The following is a 24,425-nucleotide window of genomic DNA, read 5'->3' on the forward strand; positions in this document are numbered from 1 at the left end:
GGCGCCGCGGGCGCGATTGCCCGGCCGCCGCCGTCGTGTCGTCGAAGCTCAGTCGGCGAGTTCGCGCTCCTCGAAGACCACCAGCTCGGTGAGGCGTACCCGCAGCCGCTCGCGCAGCTGGTCGGGGGCGGTCTCGTTGCCGCAGCAGCGGGCGACGAGCGCCTTCACCTCCTGCTCGATGCCGTACTCGCGCAGGCAGGGCCCGCACTCGTCCAGGTGGTGGCGGATCAGGCTGCGCCGCTCCTCGGCGCACTCCAGATCCAGGAAGAGGTACATCTCCGCGAGAACCTCGCGGCAGTCCGTCTCGTGCGGCTCTCCACAGCTCATGTCACACCTCCCGGCCGGCAGCGGCGGTCGAGCCCTTCGAGGACTGGGCGGAACTGAAACCGCGTTCTGCGGCGTACCCCTCGAGAAGCTTGCGCAGGTTACGTCGGCCCCGGTGCAGTCGGGACATCACGGTGCCGATCGGCGTGCCCATGATGTCCGCGACCTCCTTGTACGCGAAGCCCTCGACGTCGGTCAGGTAGACCGCCAGGCGGAACTCCTCCGGCAACTGCTGGAGGGCCTCCTTGACGTCGCTGTCCGGCAGCCGGTCCAGCGCCTCGGTCTCCGCCGAGCGCAGGCCGCTGGAGGTGTGCGACTCGGCCTCGGCGAGCTGCCAGTCGGTGATCTCCTCGGTGGGCGCCTGGATGGGCTGGCGCTGCCGCTTCCGGTAGGAGTTGATGTACGTGTTGGTCAGGATCCGGTAGAGCCAGGCCTTCAGGTTCGTGCCCTGCTCGAACTGGTGGAAGGCGGAGTACGCCTTCAGGTACGTCTCCTGGACCAGGTCCTCGGCATCCGCCGGGTTACGCGTCATCCGCAGTCCGGCAGCGTAGAGCTGATCGACGAAGGGCATCGCGTCCCGCTCGAAGCGGGCCCTGCGCTCGTCCGTCTTCTCGGTGGTCAACCGCAGATCCCCTCGCGTCGGATGCTTTCCCGCCGAGGATACGCGGACCAACCGGTCCGCAGATTCACTTTCGCCGGGTGTGCTGGTGCTCACCACGGCCGGACCGTCCATGGTCGCGGGCCAGTCGGGGGCGTCCAGCAGCTGCTTGAGCTGCCGGGCTTCCCGTTCGTCCCGCTCCCGGCTCCGTGTCTCGGTCGGCACCGGTCACTCCCCTCGCCAGTTTTGTCGTCCGCGGGTAGTAACGCCCGGCCGTGGGCCGGACATTCCGCCGGTCGCCCCGTCCCTGGTCCCGGCCCCGGTCGGATACCGGAGCTGGGACCAGGAAGGGCCTGGGAGGACGGTTCCGCCCGCCCGAACCGGGCGGCCGACACCAACCGATGCAACGAGGGGCCATCAACACCGGAAACGGGCCGTACGGCCCGTCGCGCCGCCGCCCCGCGCGCCGCCCCGGGCCACGCCGCCAGGGCCGCGATCAGACCGGCCCGCGGGCATGATCGCGGATCCTGGACGGACGACCGGGCGGACACGGTCAGCGGGCGGCCCAGCCCCGTTCCCGGAGCCAGGCCAGCACGGCGTCGGCGACCCCGGCCGGGTCCCGGCGCAGGTCGTGCTTCTCGCCCGGCCGGACCACCACCCGCACGCCGTCGCCACCGACCGGCACTCCGAACGGATCCCGGTCGCCGTTGACCACCAGCGTGGGCAGCCCGGTGCGCAGTTCGTCCGCCCGGGAGCGTTCCGGCCGGCCCGGCGGGTGCAGCGGGAAGGCCAGCGCGACCACGCCCACGGCTCCCACCGCGCCCGCGGTACGGCAGGCCACCCGCGCGCCGCTGGACCGCCCGCCGACGAGCAACGGCAGCTCGGGGTGACGGGCCCGGAGCACGGCCAGCACCGCCGTCCACGCCTCGTCGAGGTGCCCCGCCGGAGCCGGCGCCCGGCGCCCGGCCACCCGGTACGGCTGGGTCACCCGGGCCACCACCACGCCGGCGCCGCACGCCGCGTCCCGGACCGCGACCAGGTCCGGGGCGTCGACGTCGCCGCCCGCCCCGTGCCCGAGCACGAGCAGGGACGCCGGCCGGCCGGAAGGCAGGTCGGTGGCGACCCGGGCCGGGCCGCGCGGAGTCTCGATCTCGTCGCCGTGCGTCACGGCGCCATTCTGCGCCGCGGCGCCGTCGTCACGTCGAGCGCACCACCGGCACCCAGCCCGCCCGGAGGCAGCACGAAGCACCGCCCGCAGGAGCACGAAGCACCGCTCGAGAAGGCGCGAAGCACCGCCCGCCCGCCTCCGCAGGACGCCGGAGGCGGGCGGTCAGGTCGGACGGATCAGCTCAGCGGTACCAGGGTGAGCAGCCGGTCCCGGACCGGCGGTCCGGCGTCGTCCGCCGCGTCCGGGTCGGGTTGCACCTCGCTGCGCCAGGCGACGAGCATGGCCCGCCGCTCGCGCGGCGTGGTGCCGCCCCAGACGCCGTGGCAGTCACCCACCTCCAGCGCCCAGGCCAGGCACGAGCCCTGGACGTCGCAGCTCCGGCAGAGCGCGACGGCCGCGTCGGCCGGTTCGTTGGGTGCCGGAAAGAAGGTCTCCGGATCAACACTCTGGCAGGTTCCTCTGGTCCGCCAGGCCTCGTCGTGTCGACGTTCGCGCAACGCCCGCAACAGTCGCGGATCTCGTTGTGCGGCGGCCACCTCGTGCGGACGGGGCATACGCGCCCGGGTCATCACACCCACCTCCCCCGTGGGACCGGCAAGATCGACGGGCATCGCTCACACCGCGTGAGGACGCTCCCAGTGCCGGCGCTGTGTTCTATCGCACTCGTGGAGGCGGGGACAAGAGGGTGCCAGAAAGATGACCAAAGGTCCGGGCGACGTTTCGCCCGGAACTCTGGCAATTCGTGCGCGACAATGTCGCGAATGGTGCTCAGAAGAGCGTCATTTCCTCCTCGACGCGCTCGCCGGCCACCGGCACCCGGGCGATCAGGCCGGGGCCGTCGTTGCGGACGTCGCCCACCGCCGGCCCGACCGGCCGCACCTCCAGCCCGGCCAGCCACTCCGCCGGTGGCGGGGCGAGCAGGGCCGACGGGTCGTCGGCCGGGGAGAGCCAGTCGCCCCAGCGTTCCCGGGGCAGCAGCAGCGGCATCCGGTCGTGCACCTCGGCCAGCTCCCCCACCGCCGCGGTGGTCAGCACGCTGAAGGTGAGCAGCGACTCCGCACGCGACCAGATGCCGGCGAACGCCAGCACCGAGCCGTCCCGCGGGGTCATGTAGTACGCCTGCTTGCCGCCGCCCTCCCGGCGCACCCACTCGTACCAGCCGTCGGCCGGGACGAGGCAGCGGCGGCGGGCGAACGGGTCGGCGTACGCCCGGCTGGTGGCCACCGTCTCGGCCCGCGCGTTGATCATGCGAGCGGCGCCGGCCGTCGACCGGGACCAGTGCGGCACCAGGCCCCAGCGCCCCACCGAGAGCGCGCGCCCACCTTCCGGGGCGACCCGGACCAGCGGCACCGGATCGGTGGGCGCGACGTTGTGGTCGGGCCCGAGTCGGCCGTCGGTGTCGTCGTACGACTCGAACAGCGCACTCAGGTCGCCGGCGCTCCGGGTCGTCGCGTACCTCCCGCACATGGCGCACACGCTAGCCCCCCGCGGGCTTCCCGGCTGTCCCGCCAACCGGGAGTACGGCCGACGGGCGGCGCCGAAGACCGGGGGAGTTGGCAGAATGTGACCGTGGGGAATCTGACCGCGACCCGGCCGCCGCAGCCGTGGACCGCACCGACCGCCAGCGACCCGGTGTCGGCGACGCTGCGCCTGCCCGGCTCCAAGTCGATGACCGCGCGGGCCCTGGTGCTGAGCGCCCTGGCCAGCGGCCCCTCGACCCTGCACGGGCCGCTGCGCGCCCGGGACACCGAGCTGATGGCCGGCGGGCTGCGCGCGATGGGCGCGCACGTCTCCGTCTCCGACGACGAGCGCTGGCTGGTCCGCCCGCACGAGCTGGTCGGTCCGGCGCACGTCGACGTCGGCCTGGCCGGCACGGTGATGCGATTCGTGCCGCCGGTCGCCGGCCTCGCCGCGGGGCGGGTCACCTTCGACGGCGACCCGCAGGCCCGGATCCGCCCGCTCGGTCCGCTGATCGGCGCGCTGCGCGCCCTCGGCGTCCGGATCGAGGCCCCGCCGACGGGCAGCCTGCCGCTGGTGGTGCAGGGCGCCGGCCGGGTGACCGGCGGCGAGGTGGTGATCGACGCCTCGGCCTCCAGCCAGCTCGTCTCCGGGCTGCTGCTGGCCGGCGCGCGCTTCGACCGGGGCGTGGTGGTCCGGCACGAGGGGCCGCCGGTACCGTCCGCCCCGCACCTGCGAATGACCGTGCAGATGCTGCGCGCCGCCGGCGCGGCGGTCGACGACAGCGTCCCGGACGTCTGGACGGTCGAGCCCGGCCCGCTGGCCGGCCGGGGCTGGGAGATCGAGCCGGACCTCTCCGGCGCGGTCCCGTTCTTCGCCGCCGCGCTGGTCACCGGCGGCGAGGTGACCCTCCAGGGCTGGCCGCGCAGCAGCGCCCAACCGGTCGAGCAGCTGCGCGCGCTGCTGCAGCGGATGGGCGGGGAGGTCACCCTGACCACCGCCGGGCTGACCGTCCGGGGCACCGGCGTGGTGCACGGCCTGGCCGCCGACCTCTCCGACGTCAGCGAGCTGACGCCCGCGCTGACCGCGCTGGCCATGCTCGCCGACTCGCCGTCCCGTTTCACCGGGATCGCGCACATCCGCGGCCACGAGACCGACCGGATCGCCGCCCTCGCCCGGGAGTTCGCCGGGCTCGGCGCCGACCTCACCGAGTCCGACGACGGCTTGGAGATCCGGCCCCGCCCGCTGCGCGGCGGGACCTTCCGGACGTACGCCGACCACCGGCTCGCGCACGCCGCCGCGGTGGCCGGCCTGGCCGTCCCGGGTATCGAGGTGGACGACGTGGCGTGCACCTCGAAGACCATGCCGGAGTTCCCGGCGCTATGGTCGGCAATGGTGACCGGCAAGAGCTGACGCGAACGAGGGGGCGGTCCTGGCGACCAGACGGCGGGAGTACGACGAGGAAGACGTACGGGTCCGGCCCGGGAAGTCCTCGCGCCCACGCACCCGTACCCGCCCCCGGCACGCCGACGCGGTGGACGGTTTCGTGATCGCCGTCGACCGGGGCCGCTACACCTGCGTCACGCCGGACTCCGGGCCCGAGGAGCCGACGATCACCGCGATGCGGGCCCGCGAGCTGGGGCGCAAGTCGGTGGTGGTCGGCGACCGGGTGGCGCTGGTGGGTGATACCTCCGGCGCCGAGGGGGCGCTGGCCCGGATCGTCCGGATCGCCGAGCGCAGCTCGGTGCTGCGGCGGACCGCCGAGGACGACGCGACCACCGCCGAGGGGCGGCTGGAACGGGTCGTGGTGGCCAACGCCGACCAGCTGGTGATCGTCAGCGCGCTGGCGGACCCGCCGCCGCGGACCGGCTTCATCGACCGCTGCCTGGTGGCCGCGTACGACGCGGGCATCGAGCCGCTGCTCTGCCTCACCAAGGCCGACCTGGCGGGCCCCGACCAGGTGCTCGGCTACTACACCGAGCTGGAACTGCCGTACGTGCTGATCCGCCCAGATTCCGACCTCGACGCGCTGCGCGCGCTGCTCGCCGGCCGGGTGTCGGTCATGGTGGGCCACTCCGGGGTGGGCAAGTCGACGCTGGTCAACCGCCTGGTGCCGGAGGCCGCGCGGGCGGTCGGCGTGGTCAGCGCGATCGGCCGGGGCCGGCACACCTCGACCAGCGCGGTGGCGCTGCGACTGCCGGCGACGCCGGCCGCCGACGGCGACCCCGGCTGGATCATCGACACCCCGGGCATCCGCAGCTTCGGGCTGGCGCACGTGTCGGCCGACAGCCTGCTGCACGGCTTCGCCGACCTGGTCGAGGGCACCGTCGACTGCCCGCCGAACTGCCCGCACACCGCCGACGAGGCGGACTGCGCGCTGGACGCGTGGGTGGCCGCCGGCAAGGCCGACCCGCGCCGGCTGGCGTCGTACCGCCGGTTGCTGTCCTCGCGGGCCGGCGAGGGTGACGGCCGGGCGGAGGTCGAGCGCAATCCGGGCGACCCGCTCGCCGGGTCGTGACGGCACCCTCGCTACCGTTTCCGCCCATGACCGGGTACGCCGACGACATCGCCCTCGCCCACCGGCTCGCCGACGCCGCCGACGCCATCTCGACGGCCCGGTTCCGCGCCCTCGACCTGCGGGTGGAGGCGAAGCCGGACCTGACCCCCGTTTCCGACGCGGACACCGCCGTCGAGCGGGAGATCCGCGCCCTGCTCGCCGAGGCGCGGCCGGACGACGGCCTGCTCGGCGAGGAGTACGGGGAGCAGCCGCCGGCCACGGCCGGGGGCCGGCGCTGGGTGGTGGACCCGATCGACGGGACCAAGAACTTCGTCCGCGGCGTGCCGGTCTGGGCGACCCTGATCGCCCTGCTGGAGGCCGACCGCCCGGTGGTCGGGCTGGTCTCCGCCCCCGCCCTCGGCCGGCGCTGGTGGGGCGCGACCGGCGAGGGGGCGTACGCCGGGCCGGACGCCGCCTCCGGCGAGCCGATCCGGGTGTCCGCGGTGAAGGACCTGGCCGACGCGAGCTTCTGCTACTCCTCGCTCACCGGGTGGGAGGAGGCCGGCCGGCTGGACGCGGTGCTCCAGATCATGCGGGACAGCTGGCGCAGCCGGGCGTACGGCGACTTCTACGGCTACATGCTGCTCGCCGAGGGGGCACTGGACGTGATGGTGGAGCCCGAGTTGTCACTCTGGGACATCGCCGCGCTGGTGCCGATCGTGACCGGCGCCGGGGGCACGTTCACCTCCCTGGACGGCACTCCGGCCCCTGGTGGGACGGCCTCCGGCGAGATCAGCGCGATCGCCACCAACGGCCCGCTGCACGCCGACATCCTGGCCCGGTTGGCTCGGCCGACCGCGCGCTGACCGCCCGGCACCCTCTATCCTCGCCAGGTGGTGTCCTCCGGTTGGTGCTTCCTCGCGGCGATGATCGTCGCGTACGGCTTCGCCAACATGCTGCAGTCGGTGGCCGCGGCGCGGACGACCCTGCACCACACCTTCGATCCGGGGCTGCTGCTGCGGCTGGCCAGCCAACGCACCTACCTGATCGGGCTGCTCTGCCAGGTCACCGGCTTCGTGCTGGCCTTCCTGGCCCGCCGGGACCTGCCGTTGTTCCTGGTCCAGGCCAGCGTGGCCGCCGGGCTGGGGGTGACCGCCGTACTCGGGGTGGTGGTGCTCAAGTGGCGGCTGCCCGCCGCCGAGGTGGGCCTGCTGGTGCTGCTCTTCGGGGGGATCACCGCGCTGGTGCTCTCCGCCCAGCCGGCGCCCTCCAAGGCCCTGGGCACCGCCGGGCTGGTCGCGCTGGGGGTGGCGCTGGTGGGCATCGCGGTGCTCGGCTTCTTCGCGGTACGCCTGCACGGTGCGCCCGGTTCGGTGGCGCTCGGCTCGCTGGCCGGGCTGGCCTTCTCCGCCGCCGCGGTCGCGGCCCGGCCGCTGGCCTCCGCGGCGTCGACCGAGGCGTTCGTCCGCGACCCGCTGCTCTACCTGCTGATCGCGCACTCGCTGGTCGGGCAGCTCCTGCTCGGCCTGGCGATGCAGCGCGGCTCCACCACCGCGGCGGTCGCGGCGATGGACGCGGCCGGGGCGGTGCCCGCCGCGATCGTCGGCCTGCTGCTGCTCAACGACAAGATCTGGCCGGGTCGGGAGTGGCTCGCCGCGACCGGCTTCCTGATCACCCTCGCGGCGGTGATCGGCCTGACCCGGTACGCCGAGCCACAGCACCACCACGCCCGGGCGCGGGCCCGGGAACGGGCGCTGGCCGCCGCCGGGTCGCGCAGGTGAGCGCTCAGGCCGCCTCGACCGGCTTGCGCCGGCGTACCACCCGCTCGTAGAGGCGCTCCAGGGCGCCGGCCGTCCGCTCCCAGGTGTAGCTGCACCGGACCCGGTCCACCGCGGCGTGCCCGTACGCGAACCGCCCGGCGTTGTCGGCGAGCAGCCGGCGCAGCGTCACGCCCAGCGTGCGGACGTCCCCCGGCGGCACCAGCCGACCGGTCACCTCGTCGACCACCGCGTCGGCGATGCCGCCCATCGCGTAGCCGACCACCGGCACGCCGCAGGCCATCGCCTCCAGCGAGACCCGGCCGGCCGAGGAGTAGTGCGGGGTGCAGGCCACCACGTCCGCCGAGCGGTACCAGGTGGCCATCTGGTCGTGCGGCACCGCGCCGACCAGCTTGACCTGGTCGGCGACGCCGGTGCGCTCGGCCAGCTCGCGCAGCCGGCGGGCCTCCGCGTGGGTGGCGAGCTGCTCGGGCGGCGGGCCGCCGGCGATCACCAGCTCGGCGTCGCCCACCAGCCGCATTGCCCGGATCAGGTCCTCCTGCCCGTGGCCGGCCGAGAGACCGCCCACGGAGAGGATCCGGGCCCGCTGGTCGCGCGGGGCCGCCTCGCCGTCGGGGTGGAACTGCTCGGTGTCCACGCCGGCCGGCACCATCGCCACCGAGGTGCGTTGCAGGCCCATCCGGGTCAGCTCGTCGACCTCGTCGTTGCACTGGGCGACGGCGATGTCGACCGCCCGGGTCAGCGCCCGCTCGAGCGGGATCCGCTCCCCCGGGCCGTCGTACTGGCGGCCGAGGTGGCGCAGCTGCTCGACGCCGAGCGAGTGGAAGGTCTGCACGACCGGGATGTCGGTTTCGCGGACCGCGTGCGCGGCGGCGAGCCCGCCGATCCAGTAGTGCCCGTGGACCACCTCGGGCGTCCAGTCCCCGGCCCAGCGGTCGGCCAGCCAGCGGCCGAATTCCGACACGTACGGGACCAGCTCGACGGTCGCGGTGGGCCGGGCCGGGCCGACGGGCACCCGTTCCACCCGGTAGCCGTCGACGTCGACGGTCTCCGGCAGGGTGGGGTCCTCGCGACGTTCGTAGACCCGCACGTCGTGGCCACGTCCGGCGAGTTCGGCGGCGACCCGGGCGATGTGCTCGTGGGTGCCGACGGCCCGGCCGTCGGTGTCCCTCGACGGGCCGGCGTGCGCGCAGACGAGGCCGACGCGCATGGTGCACCTCCATGCGATCTTCGAGGGATGGGTCCTCCGGTCAGAGCGTCCCATTAACCGCGCCCCGGGGAGCCGAAACCTGGCACTTCGGGAGCAGTCGCCGGAGCTGCCGGCACACCCGGCCCGGCAACCGGCGAATTGTGCCGGACGACACGGCCCCACCGGGCCCTCCCCGTCGATTCGCCGGCCCCCGCCCGCATGACCCGCCCCGCCCGGGGGTACCGCTCAGGAATGCCGCTGACCCGCACTCTTGCCGATGCCACCGTGGTGATCACCGGGGCCTCCAGCGGCATCGGCACCGCCACGGCGTACGCCCTCGCCCGTCGGGGCGCCACCGTCGTGCTCGCCGCCCGCAGTGCCGACGCCCTGGCCGAGGTCGCGCGGCACTGCCAGGACCTGGGCGGCCGGGCGTTGGCGGTACCCACCGACGTCACCGACCCGGCGGCCGTGGACCGGTTGGCCGCCCGCGCGGCGGCCGAGTTCGAGCACGTCGACGCCTGGGTCAACAACGCCGCGGTGAGCGCCGTGGGGCTCTTCGACGAGATCCCGGTGGCCGAGTTCCGCCGGGTGGTCGAGGTGAACCTGCTCGGCGCGGCCTACGGCACCCGGGCCGCACTGCCGTGGCTGGCCGCGGCCGGCGGCGGGGTGCTGGTGAACAACGCGTCCGTGCTGGCCGAGGTGGCCATGCCGTACCAGTCGGCGTACAACGCGACCAAGCACGGCATCCGCGGCCTGGCCGACACGGTCCGCCAGGAGCTGCGGGTGACCGGCCGGGGCAACATCTCCATCTGCACGGTGCTGCCCGCCACCATCGACACCCCGTTCTTCCGGCACGCCGGCAACCACAGCGGCCGGGAGCTGGTCCCGCCGCCGCCGGTCTACCCGCCGGAGGTGGTGGCCGAGACGATCGTCCGGCTGCTACGCCGGCCGCGCCGGGAGGCGTACGCCGGTGGGGCGGCCCGGCTGCTCGGCCTCCAGTGGCGGCTAGCGCCGGCGCTGGCGGAGCGGGCGCTCGGCTGGTACGCCCACCGGACCCAGTTCGGGCCGACCGGCGCGGCCGGGAGCAGCGGGAACGTCTTCCGCGCGGACGCCGAGGCGGAGCGGGACGGCGGCTGGCAGGGCCGACGCCGGCAACTGGTCCGGATGACCGCCGCCTTCGGGTTGGCGGCCGCCGGCACCGCGGTGGGCACGGTGGCCGCGATCAACCGACGATCACGGACGGACCGTCGATGAGCCCCGCAGAACGGCCGGATGCGCGCTCCCGCTCCGCCATGCACAATGGGACGATCATGCCGACGGACGCCCGATGCCTGGTGGAGGCGGACCAATCCTCCGCTGTCGTCCGGCTGAGCGGGGTCATCGAACCCACCGCCGTCGACCGGGTGCGCGACGCGCTGCTCGCCCGGCTCTGCGAACGGCCCGGCCCGATCGTGGTCGACCTGGCCCGGCTGCGCTCGGTCGGCCCCACGGCTGGCCGGCTGCTGGCCGAGGTGCGGCACGCGGTCGCCGGCTGGCCCGCGGCCGACCTGCTGGTGATCGACCCGGCCGGCACGGTGACCGGGCCGGTGGCGGACGAGCTGTCGATCTGGGCCACCCCCGACCAGGCGACCGCCGCGCTGGCCCGTACGCCGATGGCGGCGGTGCTCACCGCGGACCTGACGCCGACGGTCGCCGCGGCCCGGCAGGCCCGGGAGATGGTGCTCGACGGCTGCGCCCGCTGGGGGATGCCGGAGCTGGCCGAGCCGGGGTGCATCGCGGTGACCGAGATGGTCAACAACGTGGTGGCGCACGCGCTGACCCCGATGACGCTGCGGCTCGCCCCCCGGGACAGCTCCCTGCACATCGCGGTCCGCGACCACTCGCCGCGCCAGCCGTCGTACGCCGGGCTGGCCCCGCTCCACTCGGCCGGCGGCCGTGGCCTGCTGCTGATCGACACGGTGGCCCGCCGCTGGGGCAGCACGCCGGTGCCGGGCGGCAAGGTGGTGTGGTGTGTGCTGCACGTCGAGGACGAGGCTGCCTGCCAGGGCTGACTCATCCCGTTTCGTCCCGATCGCGCATCGGGTCGCCGGTTACCCCGGCCATGGCAGTGGGTAGTGATCAGCCATGCGCGACGACGAGTACCCGACCCCCCTGTCCGACCCCGAGTCCCTCGGCCTGCCCGACACCGCCGACGACGACTCGACCGCCAAGGACGACGTGCTGACCGGGCGCGAGGCGGACGGCCCGGACCCGGCCCAGCTGCCCGGCGACCGTACGCCGGTGGCCGTGGACCACTTCGGCACCACGGCCGACGAGCAGCTCCACGGCGAGTCGCTGGACTACAAGCTCGACCGTGAGCAGTACGAGCGGGCCGCCGACGATCCGCTGGCCGGCCCGGTCGACCCGGACATCGCCGCCGAGGCGGAGACCGAGCAGGCCGCCGCGCAGGCGCAGCTCGACGCCGACGTGATGAACCCGGGCCCCACCTCCGACCCGCACTCCCCGGTCTCGATCTACGACCACGGCCAGCTCGGCACGGTCGCCGACAGCCAGGTGGGCCGCCTCGTCGAGCCGGACGAGGGCGCGCACACCGACCAGGAGACCGACAACATCGCGTACGACGCGGGCGCGGCCGGGGGCGGCGCGACCGCCGAGGAGCTGGCGATGCACGAGACCCGGCCGCCGGAGTCGCACTGACCCGCCCGGCCGCTCAGCCGTCCAGCCCACGCTCGATCGCGTAGCGGGTCAGCTCGACCCGGTTGTGCAGTTGGAGCTTGCCCAGAGTGTTCTGCACGTGGTTCTGCACGGTGCGGTGGGACAGCCCGAGCCGCTCGGCGATCTGCTTGTAGGACAGCCCCTTCGCCACCAGGCGCAGCACCTCGGTCTCCCGATCGGTGAGCCGGGGTGCCGCGGCGTTCCGGGCGGTGTCCGGTCCGGCGGCGGCCAACCGCCGGTACTCGCCGAGCAGCAGCCCGGCCAGGCCGGGGGTGAAGACCGGTTCCCCGGCGGCGGTGCGCCGGACCGCGTCCAGGAACTCCGCCGGGGCGGCCGACTTCAGCAGGTAGCCGGTGGCGCCGGCCTTCACCGCGTCCAGGACGCTCTGCTGCTCGCCGCTGGCCGACAACATCAGTACCCGCACCTCGGGCAGCGCGGCGCGCAGGCCGTGGATCACCTCCACCCCGGAGACGTCCGGCAGCTGGAGATCGAGCACCACCACGTCGGGCCGGGCCGCGGCGGCCACCCGGACCGCCTGCCGCCCCTCGCCGCTCGTGGCGACCACGTGGTGGCCGGCCTCGGTGAGGTCCCGGGCCACCCCCTCGCGCCACATCGGGTGGTCGTCCACGACCATCACCCGGATCACCGCGTCCTCCTCGTTCATCCGTCGGCCTCCCGCCCACCGGCCCGGGGCCGGGGCACGACCAGTTCGATCTCGGTGCCCTCGCCGGGGGCGGAGACGATCCGCGCCGCGCCGCCCAGCTCGGCCAGCCGACCCCGGATGGACTGGGAGACGCCCAGCCGGCCCTGCCGGGCGGCCTCGGCCAGCCGACCCTCGGGGATGCCGGGCCCGTCGTCGCGGACCGACACGGTCACCGTCTCCCCCTCGTCCTCGACCAGCACCCAGGCCCGCCCGCCCGCGTGCCGGTCCACATTGTCCAGCGCCGCCGCGACGGCCGCGGCCAGCTCCCGGGCCGTCGCCGCGGGCAGCGGGACGGGGGTGGCCGGCGCGGCGACCTGCACGGCCGCCGACGCGTGCCGGCCGAGCAGGGTACGCAGGTCCAGCGCGCCGGTCGTGGTCGCGGGCCCGGTCGCCGGATCCACGCCGGCGATCAGCGCCCGCAGCGCCGCCTCCTGCTCGCCGGCCAGCCGGGCCAGTTCGCCGGCCTCCCCGTCGAGGTGGGCGCCGCGCCGCTGCACCAGCGCCAGCACCTGGAGCACCGAGTCGTGGATGCCTCGCGCGAGCCGTTCCCGCTCCCGGGTCGCCGCCTCCAGCTCGACCGCGCGCTGCAACCGTTCCTCGGCGGTCACCGCCAGCCGCGCGACGTGTCCGACGATCACCCCGGCGAGCAGCAGCAGGATCAGCCCGGTCAGCGACGAGGTGCTGATCCGTCCCCGGCTGGCGACGTCCGCCGCGCCGAGGAGCAGTGCGGCCACCGCGCCCCGGCGCCGGCCGCCGGAGACCGCCCAGGCCAGCACCGGTCCGCCCTCCCAGACCACGGCCAGGGTGGGCGTGCCGGTGGTGAGCGCCGCGCGGCCGACCACCCAGGGGGTGACGGCGAAGACCGCCAGCACGACACCGAGGTCGGCCAGGAGCAGCGGCCAGCCCCGGTGGGCCGGGCGGGCGTAACCGAACGCGGTCACCGCGGACCAGGCCAGCATCGCCAGCAGGACGGCGACGGCCGCGAAGGGGTGGGCGTACCGGGGGAAGTCGCGGACCACCAGCAGGCAGACGTACGCCAGCGAGGCGAACCGGAAGACGGCGACGGACCGCCAGAGCGGCACCTCGAACCCACCGGGCGACGACGGCATGGCCGCCACGATGCCACAGTCACCCCACGGGCCGGCCGGCTCGGCCGGTGCGTCCCCGAGAACCCTGACGTACGGTGGAAATGGCGCGCACATCTCCGGGAACCGCTGTCGGGACAGGCCCATGACGAACGCAGAACGACCCGCACGGCGTACGGTGGTGCCCATCGAACCTTCCCTCATCATCGCCGAGGCCTTCGATCAGGCACAGGTGACCGAGCTACGGCACTCGGTCATCTCCTGCGCGCACTCGGCGGGCCTGGGTGGCCAGCGGCTGGACGACTTCGTGCTCGCGGTCAACGAGCTGATCACCAACGCGGTGCGGCACGGCGGTGGGCAGGGCTGGCTGCGGCTCTGGCGGCAGCGCAGCGAGCTGGTCTGCGAGGTCTCCGATCACGGCCACGGGATCAGCAGCCAGCGGTTGAGCGACCGCCGGCGACCGGCCCCGGACACCGCCGGCGGCTGGGGGCTCTGGCTGGCCCGCGAGCTCAGCGACGCGATGGAGGTCGAGACCGGCTCCGCCGGCACCACGGTCCGGATTCGCGCCGTCTTCGGCTGACTCGGCCAATCAGCCGAAGAGCGCGCTGACCGACTCGCCGTTGTGGATCCGGCGCATCGCCTCGGCCAGCGCGGGCGCCACCGAGAGCACCTCCAGCTTCGGCACCCGCTTCTCGGCCGGGATCGGCACCGTGTTGGTGCAGACGATCTCCAGCACCCCCGCTTCGGCGCTGAGCCGCCGCAGCGCGTCGCTGGAGAAGAGCCCGTGCGTGCAGGCCAGCCGGATGGACCGGACGTCCCGCTCGCGCAGGTGGGCCATCAGCTCGACCACCGTGCTGCCCTTCGCGATCTCGTCGTCGAGGACGATCACATCCCGACCGGCGACGTCGCCGATGACCGTGCTGATCTCCACCCGGTCGTCGCTGAACCGCTGCTTCGCCCCGGCCGCGACGGGGGTGCCGAGCATCCGGGCGAACGCGGCGGCCTCCTTGGCGTTGCCCAGGTCCGGCGAGACCACCACCGTGTTGGCGAGATCGTGGCCCTTGAAATGGGCGGCCAGCTCGCGCAGCGCGTGCAGGTGGTCCACCGGAACGCTGAAGAAGCCGTGCACCTGCGGCGAGTGCAGCGTCATGGCCAGCACCCGGTGGGCTCCGGCCGAGGTGAGCAGGTCGGCGACGAGCCGGCCGCCGATGGAGATCCGTGGCGCGTCCTTCTTGTCCGACCGGGCGTACGCGTAGTGCGGCAGCACCACGGTGATCCGGCCGGCCGACGCGCCCCGGGCGGCGTCGATCATGAGCAGTAGCTCGACCAGGTTCTCCTGCACCGGCGGCACGAGCGGCTGGATCAGGAAGACGTCCCGTTCCCGGCAGTTCGCCTGGAGCTGCACCTCGAGGCAGTCGTTGGCGAACCGGGAGACCCGGACCGGGTGGAGCGGGACGCCCAGGTGGGCGCAGATCTCGGCGGCGAGTTCGGGATGGGCGGTACCACTGAACACGGCGATGTCACGCACGGTCTGAGATCGTACGGCCGCGCAGCGGTTCTCGGGCCGCGCCCCGGCCGGGTACGGTGCCGCAATGACCGGAGAGTACGTCGCCGCCATCGATCAGGGCACCACCTCGTCCCGGTGCCTCGTCTTCGACCGCGCCGGGGAGATCGTCTCCGTGGCGCAACGCGAGCACCGGCAGATCTTCCCCCAGCCCGGCTGGGTGGAGCACGACGCCGAGGAGATCTGGGACAACGTCGAGCAGGTGGTCCGCGACGCGCTGGCCGACGCCGGCATCGGGCCGCAGTCGCTCGCCGCGGTCGGCATCACCAACCAGCGGGAGACCACCGTGGTCTGGGACCGGGCCACCGGCCGGCCGGTGGCCCACGCGATCGTCTGGCAGGACACCCGCACCGGGCCGCTGCTGCGCGAGCTGGACGAGCGGTACGGCGAGGAAAAGCTGCGCCACCGCACCGGGCTGACCCTGGCCACCTACTTCGCCGGACCGAAGCTGCGCTGGCTGCTCGACCACGTCGAGGGGCTGCGCGAGCGCGCCGAGCGGGGCGAGGTGCTCTTCGGCACCATGGACAGCTGGCTGATCTGGAAGCTCACCGGACGGCACGTCACCGACGTGACCAACGCCAGCCGGACCATGCTGATGGACCTGGAGACCCTCGACTGGGATCCGGAGCTGCTGGACGCGCTGGGTGTGCCGGCGGCGATGCTGCCGGAGATCTGCTCGTCGGCGGAGGTCTACGGCACCGCCGAGGGGGTGCTCGCCAGGGTGCCGGTGGCCAGCGCCCTCGGCGACCAGCAGGCCGCCCTGTTCGGGCAGACCTGCTTCCGGCCGGGTGAGGCGAAGTGCACCTACGGCACCGGCAGCTTCCTGCTGCTCAACACCGGCGGGAGCCCGGTCGCCTCCCGGCACGGCCTGTTGACCACGGTCGCCTACCGGATCGACGGGCACCCGGCCGTGTACGCGCTGGAGGGGGCGATCGCGGTCACCGGCTCGCTGGTGCAGTGGCTGCGGGACAACCTGGGGCTGATCGCCAGCGCGGCGGAGGTGGAGGAACTGGCCGGCACGGTCGAGGACAACGGCGGCTGCTACGTCGTACCGGCGTTCTCCGGGCTCTTCGCCCCGCACTGGCGCAGCGACGCACGGGGGGTGATCGCCGGGCTGACCGGCTACATCACCAAGGGACACCTGGCCCGGGCGGTGCTGGAGGCCTCGGCCTGGCAGACCCGCGAGGTGGTCGACGCGATGAACGCCGACTCGGACGTGGCGCTGCGCCGACTGCGGGTGGACGGCGGGATGACCGCCAACGAGCTGCTGATGCAGTTCCTCGCCGACGTGCTGGACGTGCCGGTGGTCCGCTCCCGGATCACCGAGACCACCTGCCTCGGCGCGGCGTACGCCGCCGGCCTGGCGGTCGGCTTCTGGCCGGACCTGGACACCCTGCGGGAGCAGTGGCGCTCCGACGCCCAGTGGGAGTCGCGGATGGACCCCGCGCACCGGGAGCGGGAGCTGCGGCAGTGGCGCAAGGCGGTGCGGCGGACCCTGGACTGGGTGGAGTGATCACTCCCAGCGGTTGCCGGTGAGCCGCTCGTAGACCTCGACGTAACGGGCCCGGGTCGCCTCGACCACCTCGGCCGGCACCTCCGGCGCCGGGGCCTGCTTGTCCCAGCCGCTGCCGGTCGCCCAGTCCCGGACGTACTGCTTGTCGTAGGAGAACTGGGCGCGGCCCGGCTGGTACGACTCGGCCGGCCAGTACCGGGACGAGTCGGAGGTGAGCACCTCGTCGCCGAGGACCAGGCTGCCGTCCGGCGCCCAGCCCAGCTCGATCTTGGTGTCGGCGACCAGGATGCCCCGGTCGGCGGCGAGTTCGGCGCCGCGCCGGTAGACGTCGAGGGTGATCTGCCGCAGCCGCTCGGCGGTCTCGGCGCCGACCTTGTCCACCACCTCGGCGTAGGTGATCGGCTCGTCGTGCTCGCCCACCGGCGCCTTGCTGGACGGGGTGAAGATCGGCTCGGGCAGGATGGCTGCCTCGACCAGGCCGCGCGGCAGCGGCACGCCGGAGACCGCGCCGGTGCGCTGGTACTCGGCGAGCCCCCCACCGGTCAGGTAGCCCCGGGCGACGCACTCGATCGGCACCATGTCGAGCCGGCGGCACCGGATGGCCCGCCCGGCGAACTCGGCCGGCACGTCGGTGGCCGAGATGACGTGGTTGGGCACCAGGTCGGCGAGCTGATCGAACCACCACAGCGACAGGGCGGTGAGCAGCCGGCCCCTGTCCGGGACGGGCGTCGGCAGCACCACGTCGTAGACGGAGATGCGGTCCGAGGCGACGAGGATGAGGTCGTCCCCGTCGGCGTACACGTCCCGGACCTTGCCCGAGTGCAGAAGTTCCACGCGGCCTAGTACACCACGCGGCGTGGGGACGCCCGGCGCGACCACCGGGCGTCCCGCCGTCGGCCGGCGCCGCGGTCCGGGGCGCCCTGGTCCGGCGGGCGTTGACACCCGGGCGGAACTCCTGCGTGAATGGTTCGGCCGTCGCCCACCATGTCACCTGGAGCACCATTTTGCCCGTCGCCCGCATTCCGCTGCCCCGGCCCGCCGACCCGGCCCGGCGACGGCTGCTCGGCGCGCTGCTCGGGGCGCCGGTGCTCGCCGCCGGTGGGCTCACCGGTTGCAGCGAGGAGCAGGTGGCGCCGGCGCTGGAGGGGCCGATCGAGCTCTCCGTCTTCTGGTGGGGCGGCACCCGACGGGCGCAGGCCACCGAGCGGGCCCTGCGGCTCTACTCCGCGCGCAATCCCCGGGTCAGCTTCCGGGTCACCTGGCAGGCGCAGGCCGGCTACTACGACCGGCTGGCCACCCAGGCGGCCGGCGGCAACGTGCCGGACCTGTTCCAGATCGACGACACCGTGCTCGCCGAGTACGCCCAGCGGGGCATCGCGCTCGACCTCAGCGGCTACGTCGCCGACCGTCGGCTCGACGTGACCGGCCTGCCGCCCGGGCTGGCCGACTACGGCAAGCTGGACGGCCGCACCTACGGCATCGCCGCGGCGCAGACCCACGCCGCCGTGGTCTACAACAAGGACCTGCTGCGCCGGCTCGACGTGCCCGAGCCGACCACCGGGATGTCCTGGAACGACTACCTCGACTGGGCCGCCCGGGTGACCCGGGCCAGCGGCGGCCGGGTCGCCGGCACCATGGACCCCTCCGGCGACCAGCGGGCCCTCTGGCTCTGGCTGCGCGGCAAGGGCGGCAAGTTCTACCAGGGGCGGCAGCTCGGCTTCGGTTCCGGCGCGCTGCTCGAATGGTTCGAGACCTGGCAGCGGGCCCGGACCGACCGGGCCACCCCGGCGGCGGCGCTGGTCGACCGCGCCGACGGCAGCGACCCGACCCGCCAGCTGGTGGTCACCGGGCACACCGCCGCCTCGTTCGCCTGGTCGCACCAGCTTCCCGACCTGCAGCGGTACACCGACGACGAGCTGGCCCTCGTGGCCCTCCCCGGCCCGCCCGCGGCGCAGTGGGACCGGGCCGCGATGTACTGGGCCGGTTTCCACGGCAGCCGCCACCCGGGCGTGGTGGCCGACGTGATCAACTTCCTGACCACCAACACCGAGGCCGGACGGATCCTCGGCACCGAGCGGGGCCTACCCGCCAGCCTCCCGGTACGACGGGCCGTCACCCAGACCCTCGACGACCCGATCCTCCGCCGCGTCGCCGCCCTCGGCGAGGCGCTCGCCGACCAGGTCGGCCCCGCGCCCGCGCCACCCCCGAAGGGGCACGCCCAGGTGCGTACCCTGCTCGCCGCGTCGGCGCGCAACATCCGCTCCGGCCGCGCCGGGGCACGGGCCACCACGTCGCTGTTCATGGCCCAGGCCCAGGCGGCGCTGGCCCGCTGAGGCCACCGGGGCGACCCGGGACCGTGGCGTGCCGCCCGACGGCGCCGGGCGGCACGACGCGGGTCAGCGCGGTGGCCTGTTGCGACGGTTACGCAACAGCACCACCACCAGCAGGACGATGGCACCCACCACCACGAGGCAGCAGAGCAGGCCGACGCCCCCACCACCGCGGGACCGCCGCCGGGCGGCCTCCACCACCAGTTCGCCCGAACCCGTGGACGCCCACGCCGCCACCGGTACGAACACCGAGAGAACGACCGCACCGAGGACCGCGCTCAGCCGGCCCCACCACTTGTTCCAAGAAGACATGGCCCCATCCTCGCCGAGCGGGGCAACCCAGGCACGGTGGATGCGACACCATCGCCGGATGGGAGGGCGGGGCGGGACCGGACACGGCGAAGGCCCCGGAGCGAACTCCGGGGCCTTCGTCGAGAAGTAGCGGGGACAGGATTTGAACCTGCGACCTCTGGGTTATGAGCCCAGCGAGCTACCGAGCTGCTCCACCCCGCGTCGACTTCATAAGACTAGCGCATCCCGGCAGCGGAGATCAGCCGGGTCACCCGATTCGCCGAAAGACCAGGTCAACGCCGTGCCACGCGCCAACAGGGCCGGCTCCGGCCCGCTGGCGCCGGCACCGGACGGGCGCCCGGCGGGGCAGGTGCCCGGCGCGGGCGGGCACCTGGCCGAGACAGAAAACGGCCCCGAGGATCAGATCCTCGGGGCCGTTTCCGTTCGTAGCGGGGACAGGATTTGAACCTGCGACCTCTGGGTTATGAGCCCAGCGAGCTACCGAGCTGCTCCACCCCGCGTCGGCCCGCTAACCGTAGCGCACCGACCGCCGGGGCCGCAAAACGGGGCTCCGGCCCCGTCACTCCCACCAGTTGCGGACCGCGTCCACCGCCCGGCGGCTGTCCGCGTCGACCTGGCTCCGCGGGCTGGACGTCCCCTCCCAGCCCTGCTCCCAGAGCACGGTCACCACGTCCCCGATCCGGACCGCCCGGACCAGCCGGACCTCGTCCTCACCGTTTGGCTGGCCGTTGACGTCGAGGAAGGGCCGGCGCAGCTCGAACAGCACCGACTCGTCGCCGTAGCCGGCGCTGTCCAGCAGCCGCTGCCGGGACGTCACGCCCGGCGCCCCGGACACCTCCTGCTCGGGGCAGTCCCGCACCGCCTTCCGGAGCGCGGCCAGCGCGTCCACCGCCCGCCCGGGACCGTAGATGGTGATGCTGTGCCGGTAGCTGCCGTCCGGGACGTACCCCTTCGGGGTGTCGGCCAGCTTGAACGCCAGCGTCCGGGCACGCCGCTGGACGACCCCGGACCCGCCGGGCTCCGCACCGCAGAGCGCCGGCAGCACCGGTCCGGAGCGGAACGCCGGCGTCATGCCGGTGCTGTTCGCCACCGCCAGGTCGAAGAAGGCACGGTCGGGGATCGAGGTGGGCGTCCGGGCGCTCGACGACGCCCCCGGCGCCGACATCGAGGTGCCGGGCGCGGTCCGGGAGGTCGACCCGGTCGGCCGCGGCGACCCCGTCGGGGCGGCCGGCGACGGAGCGGTCGCCGGCTGCGCCGGCGACACCGAGGGCGGCGCGGGGGTGTCGGCGGGCGGCCCCACGGGCGTGGTCGCCCCGGCGGTGAGAACGAAATGACTGCCCACGGCCGTGCCGGCGACCAGCACCGCCGCGGCGAGCGCGCCCACCGCGACCCGGGTACGGGCCTGGCGGTCCGCGTGCCGACGGACCTGGTCGGGCGGGATCAGACCGCGCGGGTCCGTGTCGTCGGCCAGCGACCGGTAGAAGCGGTCCAGTTCACGCGACATCGTTCACCTCCAGCTCCTTGGCGGAGACACCCGGCAGCAGCTCGGCGAGGCGCGACCGGCCCCGGGACAGCCAGGACTTCACGGTTCCGGTGGGTACCCCGGTCTCCCGGGCGATCTCCTCCACCGGCATGTCGAACAGGTAGTGCAGGGCCAGCGCCTGCCGCTGGTTGGTCGGCAGCTGCCGCAGCGCGGAGACCAGCAGGACAGTGTCCTCCCCCGGTGGTCGGACGTCCTCCGGCGGCCCGTGCCGGCTCACCGCCGTCCGCCAGCCGCGCAGCCGCCGGAACCGGTCCGCCGCCAGCCGGCTCACCACCAGCCGCAGCCACGCCTCCGGTGCGGGATGTTCGGCCAGCTTCGCCCACTGTCGCCACGCCCGGGCGTACGCCTCCTGCACGAGATCCTGGGCCTCGCCGTGGTCGCCCGCCACCGCGTGGCCGTACCGGAGCGTCCGTGCCGAGGTGCTCCGGTAGAACTCGTCGAAGCTGCGCTCGTCCCTCATGCCCGCATCAGGCCTCCCCCGCTTTCTTAGCGCCTGCACTGGAGACGGTGGACGGAGCTCCCGGGTTGCGGCGTACGGTCGGAAAAGCGACGGAGCCCGCGACCCGGACGGGTCGCGGGCTCCCCCGGAGAGCGGCTCGGTGGGCGGTCAGCCGCCGGGCGAAGGGCTGCCGCCGGGTGCCGTACCCGACGAACCGGCCTGTTGGGCCTGCTGGAACGCGGTCATCGCCTCGTCCAGGGCCTTCAGCGCGCGGCCGTACCGCTCGAAGTCGCCGGACGTCTGCGCGGCCTTGACCTCGGCGATCGCCGACTGCACCCGCTCGGCGGCGGCGGACAGCTCACCGCCGGGCGGCGGCGGGGTGGCCGTCGCGGACGGAGTAGGCGTCGGCGTCGCCCCGCCCTGCGGCGGCGGTGGGTTCGCCCCGCCCGGCGGAGGCGGCGGGGTGGTCCCCTGGCCCGCCCTCTTGCCCTGCTCGACGAGCTGCTTGATGCCGTCGGTCAGGTTGTTGGCCAGCACCACGTAGGAGCCGCCGTCGCCGTACGAGAGGAGCACCCGCTGAAGGAGCGGGTATGCGTCCTGGTTGTTGCTCTTCACGTAGACGGGCTCGACGTAGAGCATCCCGTTGCCGAACGGCAGCGAGAGCAGGTTGCCGTACTGCAACTGGGCCTGACCGCCCACCGAGAGCACGTTGAGGCGCTCCCGGATGTCGCCGTTGTTGGTCATCTGCTGGTGCACCTGGACCGGCCCGGAGACCCGGGTCTGGTCGGGCAGCTCCAGGACCTCCAGCTTCGGCCGGCCGTCGACGTACGACCCGGAGATCAGCGCGGCCAGGTTCTGCCGGCCGTTCGGGGTGACCGCCGCGGTGAGCTGGAAGCGCGCCGTTTCCTGCCCGGGGAACTGGGTGAACAGGTAGTACGGCGGCTGCTTCTGCCCGCTGTCCGGCGCGTCCGGCACGTTCGGGACCTGCCAGAAGTCCTGGCCGGAGTAGAAGTCGCCGGGATCGGTCACGTGGAACTTGGTGAGCAGGTTGCGCTGCACCTTGAACATGTCGGCCGGGTAGCGGAAGTGCTCCGCCAGCTCCGCCGGGATGGCGGTCTTCGGCAGCACCAGGTCGCCGCCGAACGCCTTGTTCCACGCCTTGAGCACCGGGTCGTTGTCGTCGAACTCGTAGAGCCGCACGGTGCCGTCGTACGCGTCGACGGTGGCCTTCACCGAGTTGCGCATGTAGTTGACGTTCTCCCGGGCCAGCTGGAAGGTGCCCCGGTTGGTCAGCTCGTCGGTGGTCTCCTGCTGGAGGTTGATCCGCTCGGCGTACGGGTAGGTCGCGGCCGTGGTGTAGCCGTCGACGATCCACTGGATCCGCCCGCCCACCACCGCCGGGTACGGGTCGCCGTCGAGGGTGAGGAACGGCGCGACCTTCTCCACCCGGTCCCGGGGGTTGCGCACGTACAGCAGCTTGGAGTTGTCGTTGACCGCCCCGGAGAGCAGGAAGTTCGACTCCTGCTCCTTGATCGAGTAGAGCAGCCGGCGGGCGAACGAGCCGATCTCGACGCCGCCCTCGCCGGTGTACGTGTAGTACTGCTCGCCACCGGTGGTCGGGGTGGGCCGGTCGAACTCGGCGTTCTTGTCCTTGGCGGTCTGGCCGACGATCGCGTAGTCGTCGGCCTCCATCCGCTCGCCGTAGTAGATCCGCGGCTGGCTGGCCGGGATCTGCTCGGCCTGGGAGGAGCACGCCTCCTGCGCCTTCTCGCCGAGGAAGCCGGAGACGAAGTACGGCTGGCCGCCGCAGACCACCTGGTTGGCCGGGGCGCCCACGAGGCCGTACCCGTGGGTGTAGACCGTGTGCCGGTTGATCCAGTTGTTGTTGGGCAGCTCGCCGTAGTTGATCTCACGGACACCGACCACGTAGTCGGAGGTCTTGTTCGCCACCGCGTACCGGTCGATGTCCAGCTTCGGGCCGAAGTCGTAGAAGCCGCGGACCTGCTGGAGCTGGGTGTACGTCTCGGAGACGAGCTGCGGGTCGAGCAGCCGGGCGTTCGGCACCACCGAGGTGTCGGTGGCCAGGCTCGCCGGCGGGGTGAGGTTGCTGGCCGCGTACCCGGTGGTCTTCGTGCCGCCCAGGCTGAACGCGGCCCGGGTCGCCTCGATGCTCCGGTTGATGTACGGCGCCTCCTTGTCCCGCGCGCTCGGCTTGACCTCGAAGGTCTGCACCGCCCACGGGTAGATGCCGCCGATGGCGACGGCGGAGACGCCGAGCAGGGCCAGCGCGATGCCCGGCCAGACCAGGTTCCGCATCACCGCGTTGGAGAACACGATGATCGCGATGGCCACCACGATCGAGATGTAGGCCAGGATCTCCTTGGCCGGCAGCAGCGCGTTGACGTCGGCGTAGCCGGCGCCGTACAGCTTCGCCCCCTCGTTGTACTCCAGCAGCATCGCCCGCCGGTCCAGCACGTACGCGATGGCCTTGAGCAGGACGAAGACCGCGACGAGCGTGCTCAGGTGGGCCCGCGCGGCGTTGGTCATCCGGTCGCCGACGCCCTGGAGCCGCACGCCGCCGAAGACGTAGTGCACCGCCAGGGCGCCGAGCAGGGCGAGCACCACCGCGGTGAAGCCGACCCCGAGCAGGTAGCGCCAGAAGGGCAGCTGGAAGACGTAGAAGCCGACGTCGATGCCGAACTCCGGGTCCTTCACGCCGAAGTCGCCGCCGTTGCGGAAGAGCAGCCACTGGTTCCACCGGCTCTGCGCGGAGAGCCCGGCGAAGAGGCCGAGGACCGCGGCGGTCAGGCCGATCCAGGTGCCGATCCGGGGGCTGATCAGCATCCGGTACCGCTCGAGGGTGGCCTGTTCCAGCGAGTGCGGCCGCAACGCCGGCCGCAGCCGGTACGCCAGCCACAGGTTCAGCCCGACGAATGCGGCCATGCCGAGGCCGACGGCGAGGAAGAGCGTCAGCCGGGTGAGCAGCACCCCGGTGAAGACCTGGGTGTAGCGGACCTCGGAGAACCAGAGCCAGTCCGTCCACGCCTGTACACCCCAGCCGAGCAGGGTGAAGAGCACGAACACCCCGACCAGGACCCCGATGGTGACGCGTCCGCGCCGACTCATCCTCGGCAGGGGGCTGCTACGCATGACCACTGTTGGCTCCGCACGCTCGATGTGATCGGCTCCGGACAGGCACTCAGAGTACG

General features: G+C 73.8%; 23 protein-coding genes, 2 tRNA genes and 1 pseudogene. 10 read left to right on the forward strand and 16 right to left on the reverse strand.

Translation table 11 applies throughout. The annotated features are described in order from the left end of the window. Nucleotides 1-48: 48 nt before the first annotated feature. From rsrA to V6U81_RS15980, 5 genes are all read right to left on the reverse strand, one after another. Nucleotides 49-327, reverse strand: coding sequence for a mycothiol system anti-sigma-R factor (rsrA, locus tag V6U81_RS15960; protein ID WP_334490128.1), 279 nt, complete (start codon nt 325-327; stop codon nt 49-51). Between the two features lies 1 nt (nt 328). Then, nucleotides 329-1,147, reverse strand: a complete 819-nt coding sequence (locus V6U81_RS15965; RefSeq protein ID WP_334490130.1) for a sigma-70 family RNA polymerase sigma factor — start codon at nt 1,145-1,147, stop codon at nt 329-331. A 328-nt stretch (nt 1,148-1,475) separates the two neighbouring features. Continuing rightward, the gene (locus V6U81_RS15970; RefSeq protein WP_334490133.1) at nt 1,476-2,090 is read right to left on the reverse strand and encodes an alpha/beta hydrolase family protein; all 615 of its coding nucleotides are present in this window, start codon (nt 2,088-2,090) and stop codon (nt 1,476-1,478) included. 176 nt (nt 2,091-2,266) lie between these two features. Further along, on the reverse strand, nt 2,267-2,659 hold the full coding sequence (locus tag V6U81_RS15975; protein ID WP_334490136.1) for a WhiB family transcriptional regulator: 393 nt from the start codon (nt 2,657-2,659) through the stop codon (nt 2,267-2,269). Between the two features lie 199 nt (nt 2,660-2,858). Beyond that, nucleotides 2,859-3,557 (reverse strand): SOS response-associated peptidase, encoded by a 699-nt coding sequence (locus V6U81_RS15980; RefSeq protein WP_334490139.1) that lies wholly within the window; start codon nt 3,555-3,557, stop codon nt 2,859-2,861. A gap of 102 nt (nt 3,558-3,659) precedes the next feature. Here V6U81_RS15980 and aroA point away from each other — a divergent pair, with 102 nt between their 5' ends. The 4 genes and pseudogenes from aroA to V6U81_RS16000 all read left to right on the forward strand — a co-directional run bounded on the left by aroA (nt 3,660) and on the right by V6U81_RS16000 (nt 7,876). Next, nucleotides 3,660-4,961 (forward strand): 3-phosphoshikimate 1-carboxyvinyltransferase, encoded by a 1,302-nt coding sequence (gene aroA / locus V6U81_RS15985; RefSeq protein WP_334490142.1) that lies wholly within the window; start codon nt 3,660-3,662, stop codon nt 4,959-4,961. Between the two features lie 121 nt (nt 4,962-5,082). Next, entirely contained in the window at nt 5,083-6,066 is a 984-nt protein-coding gene (gene rsgA, locus V6U81_RS15990) for a ribosome small subunit-dependent GTPase A (protein ID WP_334490145.1), read from the forward strand. Between the two features lie 26 nt (nt 6,067-6,092). Next, nucleotides 6,093-6,911, forward strand: coding sequence for a histidinol-phosphatase (hisN, locus tag V6U81_RS15995; protein WP_334490148.1), 819 nt, complete (start codon nt 6,093-6,095; stop codon nt 6,909-6,911). Between the two features lie 60 nt (nt 6,912-6,971). Next, a pseudogene (locus V6U81_RS16000) lies at nt 6,972-7,876 on the forward strand (hypothetical protein). Here the strand turns inward: V6U81_RS16000 and V6U81_RS16005 are convergent. Then, a complete protein-coding gene (locus V6U81_RS16005; RefSeq protein WP_334490151.1) occupies nt 7,831-9,033 on the reverse strand; it encodes a glycosyltransferase in 1,203 nt (400 codons plus the stop codon). The pseudogene V6U81_RS16000 and the gene V6U81_RS16005 overlap by 46 nt on opposite strands. Nucleotides 9,034-9,264: 231 nt before the next feature. Here V6U81_RS16005 and V6U81_RS16010 point away from each other — a divergent pair, with 231 nt between their 5' ends. From V6U81_RS16010 to V6U81_RS16020, 3 genes are all read left to right on the forward strand, one after another. After that, nucleotides 9,265-10,266, forward strand: a complete 1,002-nt coding sequence (locus V6U81_RS16010; RefSeq protein WP_334490154.1) for an SDR family oxidoreductase — start codon at nt 9,265-9,267, stop codon at nt 10,264-10,266. Nucleotides 10,267-10,322: 56 nt separating this feature from the next. Further along, nucleotides 10,323-11,063 carry an ATP-binding protein gene (locus V6U81_RS16015; protein ID WP_334490157.1) on the forward strand — a complete coding sequence of 247 codons (741 nt, stop codon included), beginning with the start codon at nt 10,323-10,325 and terminating at the stop codon, nt 11,061-11,063. A gap of 73 nt (nt 11,064-11,136) precedes the next feature. Further along, nucleotides 11,137-11,709 carry a DUF5709 domain-containing protein gene (locus V6U81_RS16020; protein WP_334490159.1) on the forward strand — a complete coding sequence of 191 codons (573 nt, stop codon included), beginning with the start codon at nt 11,137-11,139 and terminating at the stop codon, nt 11,707-11,709. 13 nt (nt 11,710-11,722) lie between these two features. On the opposite strand, the gene V6U81_RS16025 is transcribed toward V6U81_RS16020, so the two are convergent. Further along, nucleotides 11,723-12,391 carry a response regulator gene (locus V6U81_RS16025; protein WP_334490161.1) on the reverse strand — a complete coding sequence of 223 codons (669 nt, stop codon included), beginning with the start codon at nt 12,389-12,391 and terminating at the stop codon, nt 11,723-11,725. Beyond that, complete coding sequence (macS, locus tag V6U81_RS16030; RefSeq protein WP_334490164.1) at nt 12,388-13,539, reverse strand: MacS family sensor histidine kinase; 1,152 nt, start codon at nt 13,537-13,539, stop codon at nt 12,388-12,390. The genes V6U81_RS16025 and macS overlap by 4 nt, the downstream gene beginning before the upstream one ends. A gap of 121 nt (nt 13,540-13,660) precedes the next feature. Between macS and V6U81_RS16035 the strand changes: the two genes are divergently transcribed. After that, entirely contained in the window at nt 13,661-14,095 is a 435-nt protein-coding gene (locus V6U81_RS16035) for an ATP-binding protein (RefSeq protein ID WP_334490167.1), read from the forward strand. A gap of 9 nt (nt 14,096-14,104) precedes the next feature. Here the strand turns inward: V6U81_RS16035 and V6U81_RS16040 are convergent, their stop codons facing one another. Then, nucleotides 14,105-15,043, reverse strand: coding sequence for a ribose-phosphate diphosphokinase (locus V6U81_RS16040; RefSeq protein WP_334490171.1), 939 nt, complete (start codon nt 15,041-15,043; stop codon nt 14,105-14,107). Nucleotides 15,044-15,107: 64 nt separating this feature from the next. Here V6U81_RS16040 and glpK point away from each other — a divergent pair, with 64 nt between their 5' ends. After that, nucleotides 15,108-16,592, forward strand: a complete 1,485-nt coding sequence (gene glpK, locus V6U81_RS16045; RefSeq protein ID WP_334490174.1) for a glycerol kinase GlpK — start codon at nt 15,108-15,110, stop codon at nt 16,590-16,592. Here glpK and V6U81_RS16050 read toward each other — a convergent pair whose 3' ends face one another. Then, nucleotides 16,593-17,426 (reverse strand): phosphoribosylaminoimidazolesuccinocarboxamide synthase, encoded by an 834-nt coding sequence (locus V6U81_RS16050; protein ID WP_334490177.1) that lies wholly within the window; start codon nt 17,424-17,426, stop codon nt 16,593-16,595. It lies immediately after the preceding gene. A 125-nt stretch (nt 17,427-17,551) separates the two neighbouring features. Between V6U81_RS16050 and V6U81_RS16055 the strand changes: the two genes are divergently transcribed. After that, entirely contained in the window at nt 17,552-18,925 is a 1,374-nt protein-coding gene (locus tag V6U81_RS16055; protein WP_334490179.1) for an ABC transporter substrate-binding protein, read from the forward strand. A gap of 63 nt (nt 18,926-18,988) precedes the next feature. On the opposite strand, the gene V6U81_RS16060 is transcribed toward V6U81_RS16055, so the two are convergent. From V6U81_RS16060 to V6U81_RS16085, 6 genes are all read right to left on the reverse strand, one after another. Beyond that, complete coding sequence (locus V6U81_RS16060) at nt 18,989-19,234, reverse strand: hypothetical protein (protein ID WP_334490182.1); 246 nt, start codon at nt 19,232-19,234, stop codon at nt 18,989-18,991. Nucleotides 19,235-19,361: 127 nt separating this feature from the next. Continuing rightward, a tRNA-Met gene (locus V6U81_RS16065) sits at nt 19,362-19,435 on the reverse strand. Nucleotides 19,436-19,660: 225 nt separating this feature from the next. Then, nucleotides 19,661-19,734: transfer RNA gene (locus V6U81_RS16070), tRNA-Met, on the reverse strand. A 59-nt stretch (nt 19,735-19,793) separates the two neighbouring features. Next, nucleotides 19,794-20,738 carry a hypothetical protein gene (locus tag V6U81_RS16075; protein WP_334490184.1) on the reverse strand — a complete coding sequence of 315 codons (945 nt, stop codon included), beginning with the start codon at nt 20,736-20,738 and terminating at the stop codon, nt 19,794-19,796. Beyond that, nucleotides 20,728-21,237: a SigE family RNA polymerase sigma factor gene (locus V6U81_RS16080; protein WP_334490186.1), complete on the reverse strand. Its 510-nt coding sequence runs from the start codon at nt 21,235-21,237 to the stop codon at nt 20,728-20,730. The genes V6U81_RS16075 and V6U81_RS16080 overlap by 11 nt, the downstream gene beginning before the upstream one ends. A 147-nt stretch (nt 21,238-21,384) precedes the next feature. Then, a complete protein-coding gene (locus V6U81_RS16085) occupies nt 21,385-24,366 on the reverse strand; it encodes a UPF0182 family membrane protein (protein ID WP_334490188.1) in 2,982 nt (993 codons plus the stop codon). Between the last annotated feature and the right edge of the window lie 59 nt (nt 24,367-24,425).

The organism is Micromonospora lacuserhaii (assembly GCF_036902735.1).
Classification (GTDB): Bacteria; Actinomycetota; Actinomycetes; order Mycobacteriales; family Micromonosporaceae; genus Micromonospora.

Excerpts from the sequence above, each read along its gene's own strand:
- rsrA (WP_334490128.1), bottom strand. The coding sequence starts at position 327 with ATGAGCTGTGGAGAGCCGCACGAGACGGACTGCCGCGAGGTTCTCGCG.
- V6U81_RS15975 (WP_334490136.1), bottom strand. The coding sequence starts at position 2,659 with ATGACCCGGGCGCGTATGCCCCGTCCGCACGAGGTGGCCGCCGCACAA.
- V6U81_RS15980 (WP_334490139.1), bottom strand. The coding sequence starts at position 3,557 with ATGTGCGGGAGGTACGCGACGACCCGGAGCGCCGGCGACCTGAGTGCG.
- hisN (WP_334490148.1), top strand. The coding sequence starts at position 6,093 with ATGACCGGGTACGCCGACGACATCGCCCTCGCCCACCGGCTCGCCGAC.
- V6U81_RS16005 (WP_334490151.1), bottom strand. The coding sequence starts at position 9,033 with ATGCGCGTCGGCCTCGTCTGCGCGCACGCCGGCCCGTCGAGGGACACC.
- V6U81_RS16010 (WP_334490154.1), top strand. The coding sequence starts at position 9,265 with ATGCCGCTGACCCGCACTCTTGCCGATGCCACCGTGGTGATCACCGGG.
- V6U81_RS16015 (WP_334490157.1), top strand. The coding sequence starts at position 10,323 with ATGCCGACGGACGCCCGATGCCTGGTGGAGGCGGACCAATCCTCCGCT.
- V6U81_RS16020 (WP_334490159.1), top strand. The coding sequence starts at position 11,137 with ATGCGCGACGACGAGTACCCGACCCCCCTGTCCGACCCCGAGTCCCTC.
- V6U81_RS16025 (WP_334490161.1), bottom strand. The coding sequence starts at position 12,391 with ATGAACGAGGAGGACGCGGTGATCCGGGTGATGGTCGTGGACGACCAC.
- macS (WP_334490164.1), bottom strand. The coding sequence starts at position 13,539 with ATGCCGTCGTCGCCCGGTGGGTTCGAGGTGCCGCTCTGGCGGTCCGTC.
- V6U81_RS16035 (WP_334490167.1), top strand. The coding sequence starts at position 13,661 with ATGACGAACGCAGAACGACCCGCACGGCGTACGGTGGTGCCCATCGAA.
- glpK (WP_334490174.1), top strand. The coding sequence starts at position 15,108 with ATGACCGGAGAGTACGTCGCCGCCATCGATCAGGGCACCACCTCGTCC.
- V6U81_RS16060 (WP_334490182.1), bottom strand. The coding sequence starts at position 19,234 with ATGTCTTCTTGGAACAAGTGGTGGGGCCGGCTGAGCGCGGTCCTCGGT.
- V6U81_RS16075 (WP_334490184.1), bottom strand. The coding sequence starts at position 20,738 with ATGTCGCGTGAACTGGACCGCTTCTACCGGTCGCTGGCCGACGACACG.
- V6U81_RS16080 (WP_334490186.1), bottom strand. The coding sequence starts at position 21,237 with ATGAGGGACGAGCGCAGCTTCGACGAGTTCTACCGGAGCACCTCGGCA.
- V6U81_RS16085 (WP_334490188.1), bottom strand. The coding sequence starts at position 24,366 with ATGCGTAGCAGCCCCCTGCCGAGGATGAGTCGGCGCGGACGCGTCACC.